Below are 18,293 nucleotides of genomic sequence, written 5' to 3'. Positions count from 1 at the left end.
TTGTTTTAACCGAAGTTAAAGATAAGATTCATGAACAAATAATTTCCGTTATAAGCCGACCTTTTGGGTCTTTTTATGTACTGATTTAAACATCCAAGCTCAAGAGTGGTTTTATCACTAGTTTGATAGCCTATCCCTATAAAGGCTCGATTCTGATCAAAACCTATATTATTTTGTAAGTTATACCGATTGAGATGAAAAAAAAATTCATTTGAGCCAATCAGAGTTAATTGTTCATGTTCGGGTAAGGCGTAGGATATTCTAAATAATTGCCTGTAACGCCAGGCTGTATGCAGAGTTTCCTGGATGAAGCGCTCTTCCAGTCGTGAACGAAGTGTTGTTGTAAACGCATTAAATTTTTTGTTCCATAAAATCTGTTGCCAAATTCTATTTTCGTCTATGGGTTTGATAGTAAATGGTTGAGAGGTTCTAATCCATGCATAACCCAACCATAAACTGGTTGATGGAATTATTTGATATCCTATTCCTGGTCTTAATATGAGTTGTGACAATCTTGATGCGTAATCGCCAAATCGCCCCTGATATTCAAAAGAGTATTTTAGCTTTGGATTAACCTGGGTGATGGAACCCAGGGCTGTACTGTTAGTCCAAATCTGGAAGTCATTATTTTTTGCAACGCAAAACGAAGAAATAAACGCCAGTAGGACGCTTGTGATGAATGGGACAATGCGATTCGTTCTACTGTCATCAAAATCAAATATCATCTGCTTTATAATTCCTTTAATCGGGTGAGTTTTATCCTAATAAAGTGGATTAATTGGAATGTCCGAGTGCATGGACTGTTCTGTTTCATCATCATTATCCTCGTATATAGCAGAGCTTGAGGCTGCAGCTGATACGCCAGGTTGTTGGTAGAATAACGTATTTCTCTCTAATATGCGCTCTTTAAGTTCATCTGTTTTTTGTTTTTGGGGTATCACATGCAGGGCAATATTGTCCAATGATATGGACAGTTTATGGCGTGCATCAACTATACCAGCATGCGCTTGGTTCATTGCTTCGAGTTGATCTCTCAAAAGAATCAGTTCCTGATTCAGTTCGTCAATAGTTGCTTGTAATTGATGGAGTTGTTCTTCTAGTGCTTTACGCTCACTGCGACAGTGTGGTTCATCATGAATTTTGGTGGTTAATTGATTTTTTTGTTGCTCCATATGAGTGACTTGTATTATCAGTTCTCTCAACGGTTCAACCGTTTGTTTTTTACTTGCGGTTTTCAGATCTATTAATCTGTTCATGATAACATGCCGTGTTTCAATTATATGTGTGAGCTTATCTGCGTGGCGAATTGAAAAATGGTGTGCCGTCAGACTACTGCTGAGGTAATATTCCAATATTGGTACTAATTTACCCATAGTAAACTCAGTTAACTTCATCAGATCATCCGTAATGAATAATTCTAATTCTGTAGTAAAATGTGGAGCTAAAATGATGGCCAGGTTTCTTGCGGTCATTAAGTTGGATTCTTTATAAAGAGCCGCAATGTGCATTAAATAGCAGTAATGATAAAGAATCTCTCCAATACGTTGATATTCCAGTGATTTGGATAACAAGAGGGAGCTGATAAAGTTATCTAACAGGCTGGCTCCGGTTGTGATCTCATCTAAAGACAGATCTTCTGTTTGCAACAAGGAGTTGAGTCCTATTTTTAAAGGTCGCAACACATCATCAGATGATAAGAGAAAAATAGCGTCTTTGAGCACCAGATTTAGTGAACTTAACACATTGTGTAGCTGATAATGGTTTATTTGTTCGTCAGAGTAAACATAGTGTTTTAGAATGAGCCAATTAAAATTGCTGTTTATCAAATTTTTTAGTACTTCCTCGGCAGCGGGTCTTGAGCCGGCAATTCGAAAAACTCCTTTATGATCTAATAATTCTGGGGATTGTTGGATGAGCATAGAGACGCAACGAAATGTGTTGACGATTTCATGGGTCGTGTATTTTGATTTTCCAGCCATGGACAATTCTCCCTGTTAAAATTATAAAATACATGGAATAGACGTAAATTAGTAGCAAAGGCGCAGTTAAGCGGGGCTACCCAGCACCAGTGTTCAATTCGCAGACTTCATGCCTTGAGGCATAGTGGTTAATTAATAGCTTCATGATTTTTTCGGGATAATCGTCTAATCACTAAACCTGAGGTATAAAGAACAATTCCAGTCAATATCAAGCTGAGTGTTCGGTAGATATTTGGTGTTGAAGCAGCGTCGTAAAGAAGTGCTTTACCGGCTGCAAAGGAAAGGATAATTAAAGCGGATTTAGCCATAATGAGGTCTTTTTTTATGGAGGAATATGAAAGAACTATCAGTGCGTAAATAAGCCAACAGCTTGAAATTGCAAGAGTGCCATAGGGATAAGTTATTTGATACAGACCCATGATGCACAGCAAATGTGCTGCTGCCAATATAGAGTAAATGTAATTTTTATTTTTATTGAGTGTTTTATTATGTTTGATGATGACAAACCAAAGGCTTAAAAAAGACGCCCATGCAACCGCTGCCCAGGATAAACTAAACTGCATGGCCAAATGGCTAAGCATATTCAGGTACTCAATGCCTAAAATTGATGAAAATGCAATTATAGGTATAATTTTAATGGTGTTCATAGCGTTTAAAAATAGTGTGTTATGAAGAAGTGAGCAGCTCATAAGGATAATAACAAACAGCCAGGGTTTAAGGTCAGCGGGTAAAAGTTCAAGATAAATGGAGTGAAAGAAAACCAGTGTTGCAAAAGTGAGAACAAGGCCGCTACTGGATATCACTTTATCTGGAGAGCCTTTTCTTGCCGAAAGATTCAAGCCGACTAGAAAAGCTGCGGCTGCAATTGAAACCAAGGAGGCAATAGCCGGATTAATTCTACTGAGGTAGTAGTATTCCATTGCATAAAATATTAACAGAACCGGAAACAAACTCCAGGACTCTTTTACTGTCAGTGCATTATGGTTGAGCCGGGTATAAAAATAGGTGGCTATAGAAAAAATAAGAAAGTTAAGTGCGAGAGCTCCCGCAATGATGGCGTTCAGATGCAGATTCAACCCTATGAATGCAGTGATGGACATGGCCAAATAGGATGAGATTACAGTAAGCGTTCGTGATTGCACCCATATAGACAAGGTAGCAAAAGTCAAAGAGCAAATCATGAAGTAATATAATGAAAAAAATGTGTTTGCATCAATGTGGGTCACAAATGGGGCGCTGTAGGCTCCAATAGCTGCGATAACTGCATAAATATCATGCTTGAACTGAATATAAAACCATAGAGAAATAGCGGTAATGATACAGGTTAAAGCAATAACTGTTTGAAAGGATATCAGAAAATAAAATTCAAATGCAGCGAAGCAGGTTAAGTACAAAATGGTAGAGCCAGCAGCCGGCAAAAAGCTGGCATACAAACGGTCAGTGTTAGAAATTAAAATTCCGGCAGCAAAAAGAGCCAAACCGAGTAAGGATGCAAGCCCTAATTGTTTTTCGTGAGTAAGCCAACCGGAATCTATAGATAATTTAAAAATGAATCCAGCCGCAAGAATAAAACAAACAGATGAGACTACTCCAAGCAAGTTACCTGACATTGGATTTTCTGTCTCTTCAGTTTTTTGCTTTCTGGTCTTTTCGCCAGATGCGTGCGTAATTTTTAATTTGCTTTCAAGTAGTGCTATCCTCGATTGCAGTTCGGCGAATTTTGTTTCCAGTGACGTTGATTGCATGAATTTGTTCTATTGTTCTGTTTTAATAATTAATGTTAGAACATTATTTAGTTTTATTGAACTGTATTATGCAATTGTTTGTCACTTCTCAAGTTTTCAGCACGTGGGCGATTCAAGGGTAAGTTCTTCATTGCACCCTTCGAATCGAACTGTTGCAAAGGGTTCTTTGAGCAAACTTACAGCAATCAGATAACGATTATTGCCTAAATCGGAGTAATCAATTAATTCACCAATTTCCGCCTCTTCATGAGAACGAAACAGTTTTTGACCCGAATAGGGAGTCTTGGACGTATGAACAATGAACAGTTTTAATTCATGTTTTATGGTTGCTCTGTACTGAGTTCTTGCGATGATTTCCTGTCCTTTATAACATCCTTTGGTAAAGCTTATGCAGGATGTTTCATGCAAACCCAGTCTATGCGGTAAGAACAAACCTCTGGATTCAGGGTAAATATTAATCTGTTTTTGCAGGAGTCTTAAGGTATGCCAGGACAAGGAGCCTGCATATTGATTTCGTTCCTGGAATAATTCAATTAATTTACTTGCCTCGTCCTTGTTGATGATGAAAATATAAAAACCATGCCCCAAGTGATAATAGCAACAGTTACGATCTACTGATAAAGCATGTATAGCGGAAGGAAAAAACGTGCTTTGGGGTAGAATATCTTCGGCATTTTGTAAGTAAAATCCCAAAATCGTGAAATCAGAGCACTCTTTCAATGTCACTTTAGACAATTGCGCTGTTTTATTGAGCGAATTAATCGTCGCTTCAATCATATCCTGAGGTAGAATCAGTTTGATTCCCTGCCAATTGATTACATCCAGTAAAGACAGAATACGACCTTTTAAATTGCATTGCGCTCCCTGTATCATCTGTATGTCTGATATCGCAGACAGATCACAGGTTAGTTGACCTTGAAGAAAATCAACGCTCTTGTCGCCTTCGACCTTGATTACGCCGAGATAGGATAAATCAAAAATATAATTTTTGTGTGGTGCAATAGATAACTCAATATCAGGAGCTTTTGTTGTCAATGCTCTGCTGTTAATGGAATGGTTCTGGAATATACTCATAGTCATTTCTGGGTTTCCGTTTATTATTTGGGTAGTGTATCATCAGCACAAGTGATTTTTGAGTTCTTTTGAACATTAAATGTGGTCTTATTGATGATTCAAAAATGTATAACCAATTAACCCAATACTAATTTTGAGATGATTTATGCTTGATGCACGTGAAAAAGCAAGACTTACCTGGCACTGCCGAAGAGGAATGCTCGAGTTGGATCTTATTTTACAGCGATTTTTAGACAGTGGTCTGGATCAATTGAACGAAAGTGAACTAAAGTCCTTTGATCTGTTGTTGAGCTGCACTGATCCTGAATTGTTTTCGTGGTTAATGGGGCATTCAAAACCACAAAGTACCGAGCTGAATGAAATTGTTACTATTATCAGAAATAACACTTAACCCTAGAAAATCCAGGGTTTATTTTCGGGTGATAGTTGTTGTGTATTTGTTTACCGTGGCTCTGATTGCCTGTTCTTCTGTGTTCAATGCGGTTAAGATGGTTTTGATTGCCCTAGTTACGGTATTTACTTGGCCTGAATTGATAAATCAAAATCCCTGCTACTTTATTAGTGAAATGGCATACCGTAATAAAAAATGGCAATTAACGTGTAACAATGGAACAGTGCAGGAATGGGAGCAGTTGACCATCCTCTTTAGCAATCCTGTTTTTCAGTTGATTCGTATGACCATTAACAACCAGACAAAATTAATTACTCTGTTCAACGATCAGATAACAGAAGATCAATTGCGTCAACTTCATCTCCTGTCCGCATAACCCGCTGTGCAAGGCCTAACCCAGGCTTTAACTATTTTGTAATGACAAATCGCTACATATCCGAAATATTTGGTTTATAATTGTACATAAAGGTCTTTTTTTGTTCTTATATGGGTGGTTTCTGGGGACCTGATGTAACCAGTAATGGATTAACGAGGTTGTTATGAATAGCGAGCAAACAGACAGTGATGAGTATTGGGTTGAACTGGCTAAAAAAGGCAGTGATGATGCGTTTAATAAACTCATAGGGAGATATGATCAAAAAATTCAGCAAATAATTAATTTTTATATTAACGATCATGCATTTGCTAAAGATCTGGCTCAGGAAGTATTTATCAAAGTGCACCGTAATTTACATTTATTCAAAGCGAAAAGTAAGTTTTCAACCTGGCTTTATAAAGTGACGCAGAATACAATTAAAAATTATTATCGTTCAAATACCTTACGTTTGGATTCAGAAGCTCATTATCTGGATGAGCAAGAAACTTCGTCTAATGATTCGCCCGAACATCAACTCATTGATTTAGAACTAACAACTCAGATTGAGTCTGCTATTTCACTCTTGTCCAAAGAATTACGTCAATGTTATGGCATGCACGTCTTTGAAGGCTGTACCTATGAACACATTGCTGAACAACTGAGCTGTCCTATTGGAACGGTTCGATCACGAATTCATAGAGCGAGAAAATTAGTGACTGATTTTGTCGATAAGCGAAATCAGGGCGTTTAGGATTAGTGCACATGGTCATGAATGAACAGGGCCAAACAGCTGGAAAACTGCTCCTTAATTGCCCTTTGGTACAGGTGAATATTCTATTTTGATCTGGCGATCACTTTATGCATTCTCATCCAGGTCATTGTGTTTGTGCTATGAGCTAGCTCGTGCAATTTATGGGATAGTTCGCTAATCTCTTGTCTCGATGCGATACCCAAGGATAGAAGTTGAGGTGTTAAGTCATCCAAGCCCATAGCATAAATCATTTTTTCCTCGGTGCTGCGCAGTATTGGTTGAAACAATGAATGCTCAGTAACGGCGAGACCGCAGGAGCTGAATTCCTGTTCCAGTCGGTAAGCAATTTCAAGATCACGTTTGTTGGTTAAAAAACAACCCCTTACCCATTGAGTATACTGGTTGTAGGCGCTGGAAGCCGGATAGCAAAAAGTTGAGTCAAAAAGAGAGGGCTCTTCACAAATGATCATACCGCCAGGTTTCAGACAACGGCTCATCTGCACTATAACCGAATGTGCATCGGCGACATGATGAAGCACCATCCTGCAGTAGATAAAATCATACTGTTCACCAAGGTCTGAAAGATGATTTACATCCCATAATTTGAATCGTATTCTGTTGTCTTGATTGGTAATACTCTGAACATGGTCAAGTTGTTCTTGACTTAAATCGATGGCAAGGAGGAACCCGTTAAGGCCAATACGTCTGGCCAGTTCAAGGGTCATTACCCCGGAACCGCACCCGATTTCAAGTCCACTCATCCCGGGTTTAATCCCTGCTTCTTCAATAAGGGTTTTACTGCTTTGAGCATAAAGACCATGCTGAAGAGAGAGACGATCCCTTGCTTTGTCGTTAGTATTGAGTATGTAAGGTGTTGTCATTATAGTCCTTTATTAGTCCATAGTTTATTTAGTCTAAGCAGAGCTTGTTATCTGATCGGAGGCAAGAAAAACAGTATTTTTGAAACGATTTAACTGGTCTGCTTGTATTTGAAACATGTTGTCTAAGTTCTCGTATGTGGAACTTCCCATATGTGGTGATAAGACCACGTTGGATAATCCCCTTAGTTTTAACGGCACCTCGGGTTCATTAGTAAACACATCAAGACCAGCCCCAGCTATTGTTTGATGATCCAATGCTTCTATAAGTGCTTTTTCATCGACAATGCTTCCTCTGGCCACGTTAATCAGGTATCCCTTGGAACCTAAACACTCAAGTACTGCTTTATTGACCAGATGATGTGATTGTTCATTAGCCGAGCAGCAGATGATAAGAAAGTCACTCTTGCTTGCTAAAGTTCGTATGTCTGATTCAAATTGATAGGAACATTCTTTTTTACTGCGCGCAGTATAAGAAATAGTCATGTTAAGCGCTTCAGCAAATCGGGCAATAGTTAATCCAATTTGTCCCAATCCAACAAGCCCTAATTGTTTCCCGGACAAATGGTTGCCAATATATTTTGGTTTATTATTTATCCAATCGTTGTTTCGGGTGTATTGATCGTTTGTCAAAATTTTTCGTGAAAGAGTTAGCATTAGAGCCAGTGCCAGTTCTGCAGTATCATGAACTCCAGAGTGAGGTTGTGATAAAAGAGTAATTTGGTGTTTTTTTAAATAGTTTTTGTCAATATTATCAGTACCAATACCCAAATGACTGATGAATTTTAAATTAGGAAATTGCAACAAAAAAACGTCATCAATAACATCCCATACCGTTGTTGCCAACGCTGAAACTTTTGTTAGGTCACGAGAGCAATTTTTTTCCCATGCACACAATACGTGCCATTCAGGATCTAACAGGCTTATAATCGGTTTGATAAACTGGTTGGTTAAAAAAACAGTAGAGCGCATCACATATCCTGTTACTATGAATTGAATTACTTGAATTAATATGAACTAAAAAAACAGAACAGGCAATTTAAAATAGAGGTTTATTGTCTATAAAACCCATCACTCAAAAACATGAAAATCGCTACAGCGTGTCGTGATGATCATGATTTTTCAGAATCTGTGTTAACTAATTCCCTAATACATCACAGATTTTTTCCGTACATAGAGAAATAATTCATAAAGTAAGCTGATATTAAAAAAACATATGTTAAAATGTTTTTCAATTCAGGTGAATCTTAATAGGCGCTTATGCTGGAAAGTGATCGCTTAATCAGTACCCAAAGTATTGCTTCTGAAGAGGCAATAGACAGGGCAATTCGTCCGCTGAGTCTCAAAGAGTATATTGGGCAGGAAGCGGTTAGCTCTCAAATGCAGATATTCATAGACGCAGCAAGAAAAAGAAAAGATGCGCTGGATCATGTGCTTATTTTTGGCCCTCCTGGTTTGGGTAAAACGACCTTGGCCAATATTATTGCCCATGAAATGGGTGTGAATATCCGTCAGACGTCTGGGCCAGTTATTGAGCGTGCGGGAGATATAGCCGCTATTCTCACTAATCTTCAACAGAATGATGTTCTTTTTATAGATGAAATTCATAGATTGAGTCCTGTGATTGAAGAAATTCTTTACCCGGCTATGGAAGATTATAAGTTGGACATTATGATAGGGGAGGGACCTGCGGCTCGTTCCATCAAACTGGAGTTGCCGCCTTTTACGTTAATTGGTGCAACAACCAGAGCAGGTTTACTCACTTCGCCATTAAGGGATAGATTTGGTATTGTTCAACGACTGGAGTATTATTCCATAGATTCGCTGACCCAGATTGTTACCCGCTCCGCTCAATTACTTAATGTAGCGACTGAGCCAGAAGGCGCCAGAGAAATTGCCATGCGTTCCAGAGGTACTCCACGAATAGCCAACAGATTACTCAGGCGGGTTCGTGATTATGCCGAAGTTAAAGGACGTGGCATAATCAGTATTGATATTGCGCAAAAAGCATTGGCGATGTTGGAAGTTGATCAACACGGCTTTGACTTAATGGATAGAAAACTGTTACTTGCTGTTATTGAGCGATTTAATGGCGGGCCAGTCGGCGTTGATAGTATTGCTGCTGCAATAGGAGAAGAAAAAGGAACAATAGAAGACGTTTTAGAGCCTTTTTTAATCCAACAAGGATTCCTTATGCGTACTCCACGAGGTAGAATGGCAACACCCAGAGCGTATCAGCATTTTGGTTTGGAAGTGATGAATCAGGGGTTATGAATGAGCAGTATATCAGATCATCAATCCAGCTTTAGAGTCTATGCTGAAGACGTTGATTATATGGGCATCGTTTATCACGCAAATTATCTGTGTTATTTTGAACGAGCCAGAACAGAAATGTTGCGTTACAACGGGTTGCTTTTAAGTGAGCTGATGAATGAGAAGATCCTTTTCGCCATTAGCGAGTTGACTGTAAACTATCGTTTTCCGGCAAGGCTTGATAATTTATTAACTGTTACAACACGAATAAGTGAACGTAATAAGTGCAGTTTTATGTTTATGCAAACGATGCTTAATGAAGAGAACACGTTAATTTGCGAAGCAAATATAAAAGTCGTCTGTGTTGATGATTTATTAAAACCAAGGCGACTCCCAAAAAGTATTTACGACACCAGATAAACAACAAAAAACCTCGATACTGGAGATATAAAAGTGGGTAATCAGGCAAATGTATTGATGTATTTTATGCAAGCGGGTTTAGTTGTTAAATCAGTTATGCTCATCTTGCTAACCGGATCAATAGTTTCATGGACTTTAATTTTTCAAAGAGCGTGGTTTTTTAAGCGCAAAAAACAATTGACTGATTCATTCAGCAGAAGATTTTGGGACAGTAGTGATTTGAGCAAACTGTACGCCGATGTAGACAGCCGTGCTGAGGAAAATCAGGGTATGGCAGCTATATTTCATGCAGGATTCAAAGAGTTTGTCCGAGCCAGAAAGCAAGGAACTGTTTGTATTGAACCCATACAAAGGGTAATGCAAATCAGTCATGCCAAGGAAGCAGCCAAACTGGAGCAGCATTTACCTTTTTTTGCCTCTGTTGGATCCATATCTCCTTATATAGGACTGTTTGGAACCGTATGGGGAATAATGACATCGTTTCAGGCTTTGGGGCACGCACAGCAGGCAACAATTGCCATGGTAGCGCCCGGTATTTCTGAAGCACTGGTTGCAACTGCACTTGGATTGTTTACCGCTATTCCTGCAGTAATTGCTTACAACCGCTATACGACTCATGCCAATACGCTGCTCAATAGATTTGATTTATTTCAGGAAGAGTTGATTTCTCTAATTGAGCAACAAACATCGGGTACCTCAAGAGGATAATACTCAAATGATTAAAGCAAAAACCAAACGTGACCGTCCCATTTCAGAAATCAATGTTGTGCCTTACATTGACGTTATGTTGGTTTTACTCGTTATTTTTATGATCACCGCACCCATGTTAACTCAAGGGGTGACTGTTGATTTACCCAAGGCAGCCAGTCAAAATCTGCAACCAACGGATAGAGAGCCCATTATTGTATCGGTAAATCAACAAGGTACCTATTTTCTCAACATCAGCAGTACACCTGCCGATCCCATTGAAGCTCAAGCTTTAGTGGTTCGAGTTGCCGCAGAATTAGAGCTTGCAAAACAGTCAGGGCAAAAACTTAACGTATTGGTAAAGGGAGATCAAGGCGTTGTTTACGGTAAAGTGGTTCAGGCCATGGCATTGTTAAAGCAAGCGGGTGCGGAACAAGTAGGTTTGTTGACTGATTCTTCAGATGAATCTTCAGAGGGTCACGCATGATCAATACCGATACTTATCGCAAAGCCTTTACTTGGGCTATTGCATTGCATCTTTGTCTGGTTATTTTGTTGTTAACCGATACATCATCCGATAGGCCAGTAATCACCGCAGAAAAGAAAACAACTCCCGGCATGCAGTTGCCTGTTGCTAATGTTGCCCAACAGGAGCCGGTTAAGGCGGTTAGTGTAGACAATAAGGAAATAATGGAAGCGGTTAATCGTTTAAAACAGGAACGTGAACAAAAGCAAAGAGCCGAAATACAACATCAAAACGAACTTAGGCGTCAGGCTGAAGCTGCAAAACAGCAACGCATCAAAGAACAACAACAGCTTGCCAAGCTTAGAGAAGAGGCTAACAAGATTGCCATAGAACGTAAAAAGCAAGCAGAAGAAGAGAAAAAACGACTCAAAGAACTTGCCGAGCAAAAAGCACTTGAAGCCAAGCGCATAGAGGAGCTAAAAAAACAAAAAGAAGCCCTAGTGAAACAACAGGCTTTAGAAGCTAAAAAACTCGCTGAATTAAATAAGAAAAAATTAGAAGAAAAAACCAAAGCAGAGCAGTTAAAATCAGAACAGGCTAAAGCTGAGAAACTTCGTGCGGATCAGGTGCGTGCGGCTCAGGCAAAAGCAGATCTGGAACGAAAAAAACAAGCTGAGGCAGCTGCTGCGCAGCAAGCTGCACAAAATGCGGAAAATCAAGCGAGAATTGCTGGTGAGGTTGATAAATATAAGGCGCTTATTGTGAATGCCATAGGACGAAACTGGATTTTACCTGAGCATGCAGACAGTCGCCTCTCAAGTCAATTTAAAATTCGTCTTGCACCTGATGGTACCGTATTAGATGTTACTTTAACACGTGGTAGTGGGGATCCGCTGCTTGACAGGTCAGCACAAACAGCGATCCGTAAAGCATCGCCACTACCTGTACCAACAGATCCTGAAACATTTAGTATGTTTCGTGAAATCAGTTTAACCGTTCGACCTGAACAAGTTAGGGGGTAATGCTCGTGATTAATCGTTTGATTACACTTTTTTTGATGTTATGTACCAGTCAGATTTTTGCACTGGATTTAGAACTTACCCAAGGCATTAATTCCGCCTTGCCCATTGCAATTAATTCTTTTGGATCAGATGAGGCAGCTGCAGAAATTTCCCATGTGATTGAAAACGATTTGAATCTTTCAGGACAATTTAAAATTGTTTCAGGACCTCAGGGCGCCAATTCGCAATCTTCTGTTGGGGTATTGCGTCAGTTGGGTGCTGACAGTGTTGTAACTGGCCGGGTCAGTAAAGTAGGGAATCGTTATGAAGTGAGCTTTACTCTTGCTGATGCTGTAGCTAATGGGGCGGTCTTACTTACCAAATCCTATAAAATAGGTGCGAACGAAATAAGACCCTTGGCGCATCATATCAGCGACGAAGTGTATCAGAAACTCACTGGTGAAAGAGGAATCTTTTCTACTCGCATTGCTTATATTTCTGTTCAAAGAGGCGGACAAAGAAACCGTTATTCACTTGAAGTTGCTGATGCAGATGGACATAATCCACAAAGTCTTCTGGTCTCGTCAGAGCCTATCATGTCGCCCTCGTGGTCTCCTGATGGCCGATCCATTTCTTATGTTTCATTTGAAAAGAAACGTGCGCAAATTTACACGGTTTCTGTTGAATCCGGCCAGCGTCGCCTGATTACCAGTTTTCCCGGAATTAATGGGGCACCTGCCTGGTCTCCGGATGGGCGTCAGCTCGCTGTTGTATTGTCAAAATCTGGAACACCTAAAATTTATAATATCGATTTAAGTTCTGGAACCATGAAGCAACTGACCTTTGGTGATTCCATTGATACGGAACCCCGATTTTCTCCAGATGGACGCAGTTTGTTGTTTACTTCTGGCAGGGGCGGCTCTCCGCAGGTTTATCGTTTGTCTTTAGCTGATGGACAAGTGGGGCGGGTAACCTTTGAAGGAAACTATAATGCACGAGCGTCCTATACACCTGATATGAAAAATATAGTGATGTTACATCGTGAAGATCGTAACTTTAATATTGGTTTGCAGAGCGCCTCTGGCGGTCCTATTGCCAGCTTGACCTTTTCTGGTCTGGATGAGTCTCCCTCAGTGTCTCCAAACAGTCGCCTGGTTCTGTATGCTACTCGAATTCAGGATAAAGGTGTTTTGGGTATTGTTTCTATAGACGGTAGAATCCGGATGAAACTTCCTGCTCGTGAAGGGGATGTGCAAGAACCGGCATGGTCTCCATATTTAAGTTAATGATGAAACGATTTGTTACTGCATTTCTTTTTACCTTTTGTTGTGTTCCAGGTTTTTCGTGGAACGCAACAGGGCATCAGTTAGTCGCACAAGTTGCTTATGATCATTTAACTCCCGAAGCAAAAAAAATGTGTGCTTTGTATAATAAAGCGTACAATCAGATTTCATCAACCGCTAATTTTATCCAGGCGGCATCCTGGTTAGATACGATTAGAACAAAAGACATACATTGGTTTGATTCCCTGCATTACAAGGATATTCCTTTTTCTCCGGATGGGACTATGCTCCCACCTAAACAAGAAATTAATGCTTTATGGGGAATCAAACAAGCCATCACCGTCTTGTCTTCAGAAAAGTCGAGTTTGGTTGATAAAGGTTTGAGCTTACGTATTCTTACTCATTTGGTTGGTGATGTGCATCAGCCTTTGCATACCATCACCCGAGTTACCAAAAAACAACCAAAAGGCGATCTGGGCGGTAACTTGTTTCTATTAGCACACAATCCAATAGGCGATAATTTACACAAGTATTGGGATAATGGTGCAGGGATTCTTATTGGAAAAAATACTCCAGCCAAATTAAGAAATAAAGCAAGGCAATTAGAAAAAAGATGGTCCTGCTCGGAGGCAGATAAAGTGATTAAACCTCAAGAGTGGATCAAATCATCACATCAGCTGGCATTAACCCGAGTTTACACCTTAAAACAATACCAAGTTCCTGATAAGCGTTATCAGATGGAAGCACAAACTATCACGCAAAAACAATTATTTTTTGCAGGATGTCGTTTGGCTAATGTACTCAATAATATTGCAACTCTAAATCCTGTTTACCCCGTGGGTATAGATCAGATTCAGAGCAAGGGTTGATTTTGTTATCGTTCGCTAATACATCTATCCCGACTTTTCCTGATATAAGGACAGCTTCATGAAAAATATAAATATTTCAATTTGTATTGCATCGGCTATTTTTGCAAATACAGCTCTTTCACAATCTTTAGCAGTGTCTAACGCTACATTTATTGAATGGGCTCTTACATATCAGGATAATTGGATAGATTTTCAAAACAAATTTCCTCATACAGCACATTTTGTAATTAGTGTTAAAGATGAATTTATATTCAATAATAAACGCTTACATTCTGATCGCATCACAATGATCTGTGATAATCACTATTCCACTATTGCTCCAGGAGAATCAGGAAGCTGTGATTTGGATATGCAAAAACAACTCCGCCTCATGATTGCTGCAAACGATTACCAAAATGGTGCACAGGGAACTGTTATAGTTGATTAATTACAAATCTCCATGCTAGGGATTTTCGATGTGAGCTTTAGGTTAAACTTATTCTCTCATCGTTCGCTTAAATGTTAATTGACTTTCTGAACATCATTTTGAGAAAAAAAATTTACAGTGCTCTATTTATTTCAAGCAGAATTGGGTTATGTCATGCGTTGCAAGAAACTCACTTTATGTATTTTCGTCTTACTGATTAAAAATATTAAATAATTTGCCCTGCCCCGCCATCAGTCGTATAATAAATGACCAGAAATTTCCGGAACCAAATCATGGCTGCAACAGAAACGACTGTAAAAAGTTTAATTGATGTTAGCAAGACACTTCAAGAGAAGGTATTTAGCGTACTTTTAAAGAACAAGGGTTTTTTTAACAAGCATGATGTAGCCACATTACGCCCATTAAAGAAATTTTTAACCAATACCCTGATTGAGTATGTGGCACATGGTCGTCAGGATGAAGCAAAAGCCATTTTGGATCAGTTTCCTGAACTACTTTTGGAAAGGGGAAGCGCTAATGATATTGCCGGTAATCTTTGGGAGGGCACCGCTTTTCAATATGCCGTATGGGCAATGGATACACACATGTACACCATGATGTTGGATTGTCTTCCTCAAAACGAACAAGGGGTAGAGATTAGGAAGGGTTTGTTAGAGCAAGCCAAAGCGCAAAAAGAGCACTTTAATTTTCAGCCACTCATTACTGCGCTTCAAACCTATGTTAATAATTTTAATGTCTGGGATGAGTCGCAGAGGGAAGAGCACTTGTGTAAAGTCGTGGGCATGGCGCAGCGGGATTTGCCGGCGCACGTTCGGCACGAATATTGTAATCCTAACCGCTCATTTAAACCTGTGCCAAGTTTTAACGAGCAGGTCTTCTTACGTTCTTTAGGGCTTTATAATTGGCCCTCATCTACTTCGGTGAATTGGGACGGTGGCTTACTTGGTTTAGGTTCTTATTTTGCGAGAATGGCGCCCGTGATGGATGGGGTTTGCTTGACGGTATGCGCAGAGGATGCGATATCGTTGGACGGGCCTCCTCAACAAGACGATTTGGCGTCGATAACCGCCTTATGTGAAGTGAGAACAAAAGACTTGATTGCGCTTATGCAGCGACTTCAGAGCCCGATTCAAAAACCTGAAGATGTTTCACAAGCTCCGACCAGCATGATTTCTTAGCCCAAAAGAGCAATCCCACGGCATAAGTTGCTTCGGGATTTGGCTCTCAATAAGCCGTTAAAAACCACTATAGTAGCTCCTGATATCCCTAAAGTTCTGACGTTCTCACCCACCACGAGTAATCGGCAAAAGTAATTGGTCTTCGCCTGATAATGACCTCCCACTCGTGGATGACGTTCTGGTTTATTAATAATCTGTGTTAATATGAGCGCAGATTCTTCTAACATCGGTTCAAGGATTGAGTTTTATTATCGTTTTGCTGATTAAAGCGGTCATGGTGACTGGTGAAGGACTGAAGAGGATTTTTAAAACAACAATGGAGGTTATCAATGAAAAAATTGCTTTTATCAAGTCTTTTTGCTTTTTTTAGCACGGCACAGGCAGAACAACTCAAAAATTACGATTCTATTGTGGCTGCCGTCCATAATGGCTTGGGTATACGTTATGTAGTTGATTGGGATCTTTGTAAAACTTCTGTACCCGAAATTCCTGCTGAGTTCTCTTCAAGCTACACTCCAGATAACGTAATCATAAGCAAAAAAGGAGTACTGGCGTCACGAGGAATGGCTTATACTCATGAAATTCATCAAATGCCAGGCTTGGGGCCGGTGAACCAGGCTTATGTTTATATGTTGCACAGCAATGATGTGCTAAAGGTTATTAATCGCTTCCTCGATCCGGTTACCAACACTGAAAAAATGAAAGCCGTTGAAGCGACTTGTATTTTAGGTGAAGGAGCAAAGGTATTTACCGTAGGTTAAGGTAGGAAATTTCGGGTCAATTTAGGGTCTGTTGACATATATGGACCCTGCCGGGTCTTGCAATGGATAGAACCATTATTTTTAGTAACGCCAACGTGCCGTGGCTTGTCCACGGCATCCAGTAGATGGTCAAATTAAAATATGAACTTTCTAAAAGATTGATTAAGAGGAGCAAACTCATAATATAACGGTTCTGACTAACAGCACTCTTTATGTAGGAGTTACGACAGACCTTAATAAGCGTACTTGTGAGCACAAAAATTAATTCATACCCGGCTTCATAGCCCAATATAACCTACACATGCTGGTTTATTATGAAATGAATGAGTTGTATATTGAAACAGCTCGCCGTGAAAGCGTTTCAAAAATTGGCCAAGACAGTGGAAATTAAATCTCATTGAAAAACTTAATTCCGAATGGTGTGATCTATATGAAGAAATTTGCCTATGATTGAGAGCTACTGGATGCCGTGGATAAGCCACGACACTAAGGTAGCGGTGAATTGTCAACAGACCCTGGTTGATTTTTAAAATGAAGCCCCATTTTATAAAAGGGCATTTAGCGAAAAACCGGGCGTCAAGAGAACGTCTTTAGGAACTGGTTTATGCCTGCGTGCGCAGGCATAAGCGATTTGTCTTAATAGCCAGGACAGTCCGATTAGGCTTCTTGCAATGATTCTATAACCGCTCCCAGGAATCGAGTTGCCTCGCCTCCAGTTACTGCTCTGTGATCAAAGCTTAATGAGAGTGGTAACATCCTATGTGCTGCGATTGTACCATCCTGTGTGACAACGGCGGACTGATAAAGTCGTCCAACAGCGAGAATGGATACCATAGGCGGAACTATAATAGGGCTGGCAAAACGACCGGCAAATTTACCAAAATTAGACAACGTAATGGTTGCTCCTTTTAGCTTGTCTGAACTTACCGCTCGTTTTTGAACAGATTCTTTTAGCTCATTGATAATCTTTCTTAATTCAGTATCCGAATGTTTTGCTGCATTATGAATAACAGGGACAAATAAACCTTCGTCATTGTCCATAGCCAGTCCAAGATGAACTTCTTCAAAGCATTGACGTGCACCGTGTCGGGTGTCAAACCAGGCATTTAATGCGGGTTCTTTTTGAGATGCGTGGATGATTGCTTTAATCAGGCGAACGGTAATATCAGTTCCTGTAACCCAGTTGTTTATATCCGCCTCATCAAAAATACTAACCGGGACTACTTCGGCGTGCGATTGAACCATACTGTTGAGCATCGCTCTTCTCACGCCTCTTAGGGGTTCAAATCCAACAGGGGGCTGGGAATTTTTATCAGCCTGATTCTGAACGTCGAGTCGAGTAATGAATCCGTGCTCTCCAGTTCCTTTCAAAGTACTTAGATCAACACCCAGTTTTTTAGCTAACATGCGAACGGCTGGAGTTGTCTTTACTCGGGAACGATCGGTGTTTTGGCTGCCAATAACAAAGTTATCTTCACTGATCTCTGTGCTTTCTTCAAGATTTCCAACGACTGTTCCCTTATCTGCCGATTTGGCTGTTGCAGAAACGAAGGAAACCAGCGGCTCACCCGTTTTAATCACATCTCCTGGTTTGCCAAACAACTTGGCAATAGTTCCGCTTTGTGGGCAGGGAACATCAACAACAGCTTTGGCTGTTTCCATAGAAACCAGAGGTTGATCTGCCTGAACTGTATCCCCCTCTTTAACAAACCATTCATGAATTTCAGCATCAGGTAATCCTTCACCCAAATCAGGTAGATTAAATATATTCATTA

General features: G+C 40.0%; 21 protein-coding genes and 1 pseudogene. 14 read left to right on the top strand and 8 right to left on the bottom strand.

Going from position 1 to position 18,293, the window contains the following annotated elements; genetic code table 11:
• Positions 1 to 5 precede the first annotated feature (5 nt).
• The 4 genes from Lwor_RS03640 to ygfZ form a co-directional block, all read right to left on the bottom strand.
• Positions 6 to 725 (bottom strand): DUF2490 domain-containing protein, encoded by a 720-nt coding sequence (locus Lwor_RS03640; protein WP_065235835.1) that lies wholly within the window; start codon positions 723 to 725, stop codon positions 6 to 8.
• A gap of 36 nt (positions 726 to 761) precedes the next feature.
• Positions 762 to 1,979 (bottom strand): RhoGAP domain-containing protein, encoded by a 1,218-nt coding sequence (locus Lwor_RS03635; RefSeq protein WP_058492547.1) that lies wholly within the window; start codon positions 1,977 to 1,979, stop codon positions 762 to 764.
• 128 nt (positions 1,980 to 2,107) lie between these two features.
• Positions 2,108 to 3,724, bottom strand: coding sequence for a DUF2339 domain-containing protein (locus tag Lwor_RS03630; RefSeq protein WP_058492546.1), 1,617 nt, complete (start codon positions 3,722 to 3,724; stop codon positions 2,108 to 2,110).
• Positions 3,725 to 3,820: 96 nt separating this feature from the next.
• Positions 3,821 to 4,798, bottom strand: coding sequence for a CAF17-like 4Fe-4S cluster assembly/insertion protein YgfZ (gene ygfZ / locus Lwor_RS03625; RefSeq protein ID WP_058492576.1), 978 nt, complete (start codon positions 4,796 to 4,798; stop codon positions 3,821 to 3,823).
• 145 nt (positions 4,799 to 4,943) lie between these two features.
• Here ygfZ and Lwor_RS03620 point away from each other — a divergent pair, with 145 nt between their 5' ends.
• The 3 genes from Lwor_RS03620 (at position 4,944) to Lwor_RS03610 (ending at position 6,295) form a co-directional block, all read left to right on the top strand.
• Positions 4,944 to 5,189, top strand: a complete 246-nt coding sequence (locus Lwor_RS03620) for an FAD assembly factor SdhE (protein ID WP_058492545.1) — start codon at positions 4,944 to 4,946, stop codon at positions 5,187 to 5,189.
• Positions 5,155 to 5,565, top strand: coding sequence for a hypothetical protein (locus tag Lwor_RS03615; protein WP_058492544.1), 411 nt, complete (start codon positions 5,155 to 5,157; stop codon positions 5,563 to 5,565). Before Lwor_RS03620 ends, Lwor_RS03615 begins: the two co-directional genes overlap by 35 nt.
• Positions 5,566 to 5,728: 163 nt before the next feature.
• On the top strand, positions 5,729 to 6,295 hold the full coding sequence (locus Lwor_RS03610) for an RNA polymerase sigma factor (RefSeq protein WP_058492543.1): 567 nt from the start codon (positions 5,729 to 5,731) through the stop codon (positions 6,293 to 6,295).
• Positions 6,296 to 6,378: 83 nt separating this feature from the next.
• On the opposite strand, the gene Lwor_RS03605 is transcribed toward Lwor_RS03610, so the two are convergent.
• Together Lwor_RS03605 and Lwor_RS03600 are read right to left on the bottom strand one after the other, a co-directional pair.
• On the bottom strand, positions 6,379 to 7,176 hold the full coding sequence (locus tag Lwor_RS03605; protein WP_058492542.1) for a class I SAM-dependent methyltransferase: 798 nt from the start codon (positions 7,174 to 7,176) through the stop codon (positions 6,379 to 6,381).
• A gap of 33 nt (positions 7,177 to 7,209) precedes the next feature.
• Entirely contained in the window at positions 7,210 to 8,145 is a 936-nt protein-coding gene (locus Lwor_RS03600; RefSeq protein ID WP_058492541.1) for an NAD(P)-dependent oxidoreductase, read from the bottom strand.
• A 288-nt stretch (positions 8,146 to 8,433) separates the two neighbouring features.
• On the opposite strand from Lwor_RS03600, the gene ruvB reads away from it, so the two are divergent.
• The 9 genes from ruvB to Lwor_RS03555 all read left to right on the top strand — a co-directional run bounded on the left by ruvB (position 8,434) and on the right by Lwor_RS03555 (position 15,757).
• Positions 8,434 to 9,447, top strand: a complete 1,014-nt coding sequence (ruvB, locus tag Lwor_RS03595) for a Holliday junction branch migration DNA helicase RuvB (protein WP_058492540.1) — start codon at positions 8,434 to 8,436, stop codon at positions 9,445 to 9,447.
• Positions 9,448 to 9,846 (top strand): YbgC/FadM family acyl-CoA thioesterase, encoded by a 399-nt coding sequence (locus Lwor_RS03590; protein ID WP_058492539.1) that lies wholly within the window; start codon positions 9,448 to 9,450, stop codon positions 9,844 to 9,846.
• 33 nt (positions 9,847 to 9,879) lie between these two features.
• The gene (gene tolQ / locus Lwor_RS03585) at positions 9,880 to 10,554 is read left to right on the top strand and encodes a protein TolQ (protein ID WP_058492538.1); all 675 of its coding nucleotides are present in this window, start codon (positions 9,880 to 9,882) and stop codon (positions 10,552 to 10,554) included.
• A gap of 7 nt (positions 10,555 to 10,561) precedes the next feature.
• Positions 10,562 to 11,020: a protein TolR gene (gene tolR, locus Lwor_RS03580; RefSeq protein ID WP_058492537.1), complete on the top strand. Its 459-nt coding sequence runs from the start codon at positions 10,562 to 10,564 to the stop codon at positions 11,018 to 11,020.
• The gene (tolA, locus tag Lwor_RS03575) at positions 11,017 to 12,021 is read left to right on the top strand and encodes a cell envelope integrity protein TolA (protein ID WP_058492536.1); all 1,005 of its coding nucleotides are present in this window, start codon (positions 11,017 to 11,019) and stop codon (positions 12,019 to 12,021) included. The genes tolR and tolA overlap by 4 nt, the downstream gene beginning before the upstream one ends.
• A 5-nt stretch (positions 12,022 to 12,026) precedes the next feature.
• The gene (tolB, locus tag Lwor_RS03570) at positions 12,027 to 13,286 is read left to right on the top strand and encodes a Tol-Pal system beta propeller repeat protein TolB (protein ID WP_058492575.1); all 1,260 of its coding nucleotides are present in this window, start codon (positions 12,027 to 12,029) and stop codon (positions 13,284 to 13,286) included.
• On the top strand, positions 13,265 to 14,152 hold the full coding sequence (locus Lwor_RS03565; protein ID WP_115090879.1) for a S1/P1 nuclease: 888 nt from the start codon (positions 13,265 to 13,267) through the stop codon (positions 14,150 to 14,152). Before tolB ends, Lwor_RS03565 begins: the two co-directional genes overlap by 22 nt.
• A 58-nt stretch (positions 14,153 to 14,210) precedes the next feature.
• Positions 14,211 to 14,579: a hypothetical protein gene (locus Lwor_RS03560; protein WP_058492535.1), complete on the top strand. Its 369-nt coding sequence runs from the start codon at positions 14,211 to 14,213 to the stop codon at positions 14,577 to 14,579.
• Positions 14,580 to 14,851: 272 nt separating this feature from the next.
• Positions 14,852 to 15,757, top strand: a complete 906-nt coding sequence (locus Lwor_RS03555; protein ID WP_058492534.1) for a hypothetical protein — start codon at positions 14,852 to 14,854, stop codon at positions 15,755 to 15,757.
• On the opposite strand, the gene Lwor_RS03550 is transcribed toward Lwor_RS03555, so the two are convergent.
• On the bottom strand, positions 15,754 to 15,984 hold the full coding sequence (locus Lwor_RS03550) for a hypothetical protein (protein ID WP_058492533.1): 231 nt from the start codon (positions 15,982 to 15,984) through the stop codon (positions 15,754 to 15,756). The two genes, Lwor_RS03555 and Lwor_RS03550, sit on opposite strands and share 4 nt — an antisense overlap.
• A gap of 102 nt (positions 15,985 to 16,086) precedes the next feature.
• On the opposite strand from Lwor_RS03550, the gene Lwor_RS03545 reads away from it, so the two are divergent.
• Both Lwor_RS03545 and Lwor_RS14055 read left to right on the top strand, forming a co-directional pair.
• Positions 16,087 to 16,518 carry a hypothetical protein gene (locus tag Lwor_RS03545; protein ID WP_058492532.1) on the top strand — a complete coding sequence of 144 codons (432 nt, stop codon included), beginning with the start codon at positions 16,087 to 16,089 and terminating at the stop codon, positions 16,516 to 16,518.
• A gap of 184 nt (positions 16,519 to 16,702) precedes the next feature.
• A pseudogene (locus Lwor_RS14055) lies at positions 16,703 to 16,968 on the top strand (GIY-YIG nuclease family protein).
• Between the two features lie 207 nt (positions 16,969 to 17,175).
• On the opposite strand, the gene Lwor_RS03540 reads toward Lwor_RS14055, so the two are convergent.
• The gene (locus Lwor_RS03540; protein ID WP_058492531.1) at positions 17,176 to 18,291 is read right to left on the bottom strand and encodes a dihydrolipoamide acetyltransferase family protein; all 1,116 of its coding nucleotides are present in this window, start codon (positions 18,289 to 18,291) and stop codon (positions 17,176 to 17,178) included.
• Positions 18,292 to 18,293: the final 2 nt, after the last annotated feature.

It is taken from the genome of Legionella worsleiensis (assembly GCF_001467535.1).
In the GTDB taxonomy this organism is placed as follows: domain Bacteria; phylum Pseudomonadota; class Gammaproteobacteria; order Legionellales; family Legionellaceae; genus Legionella; species Legionella worsleiensis.
The sequence above is the reverse complement of the archived record's forward strand: the minus strand, read 5'-3'. Positions and strand labels throughout refer to the sequence as shown.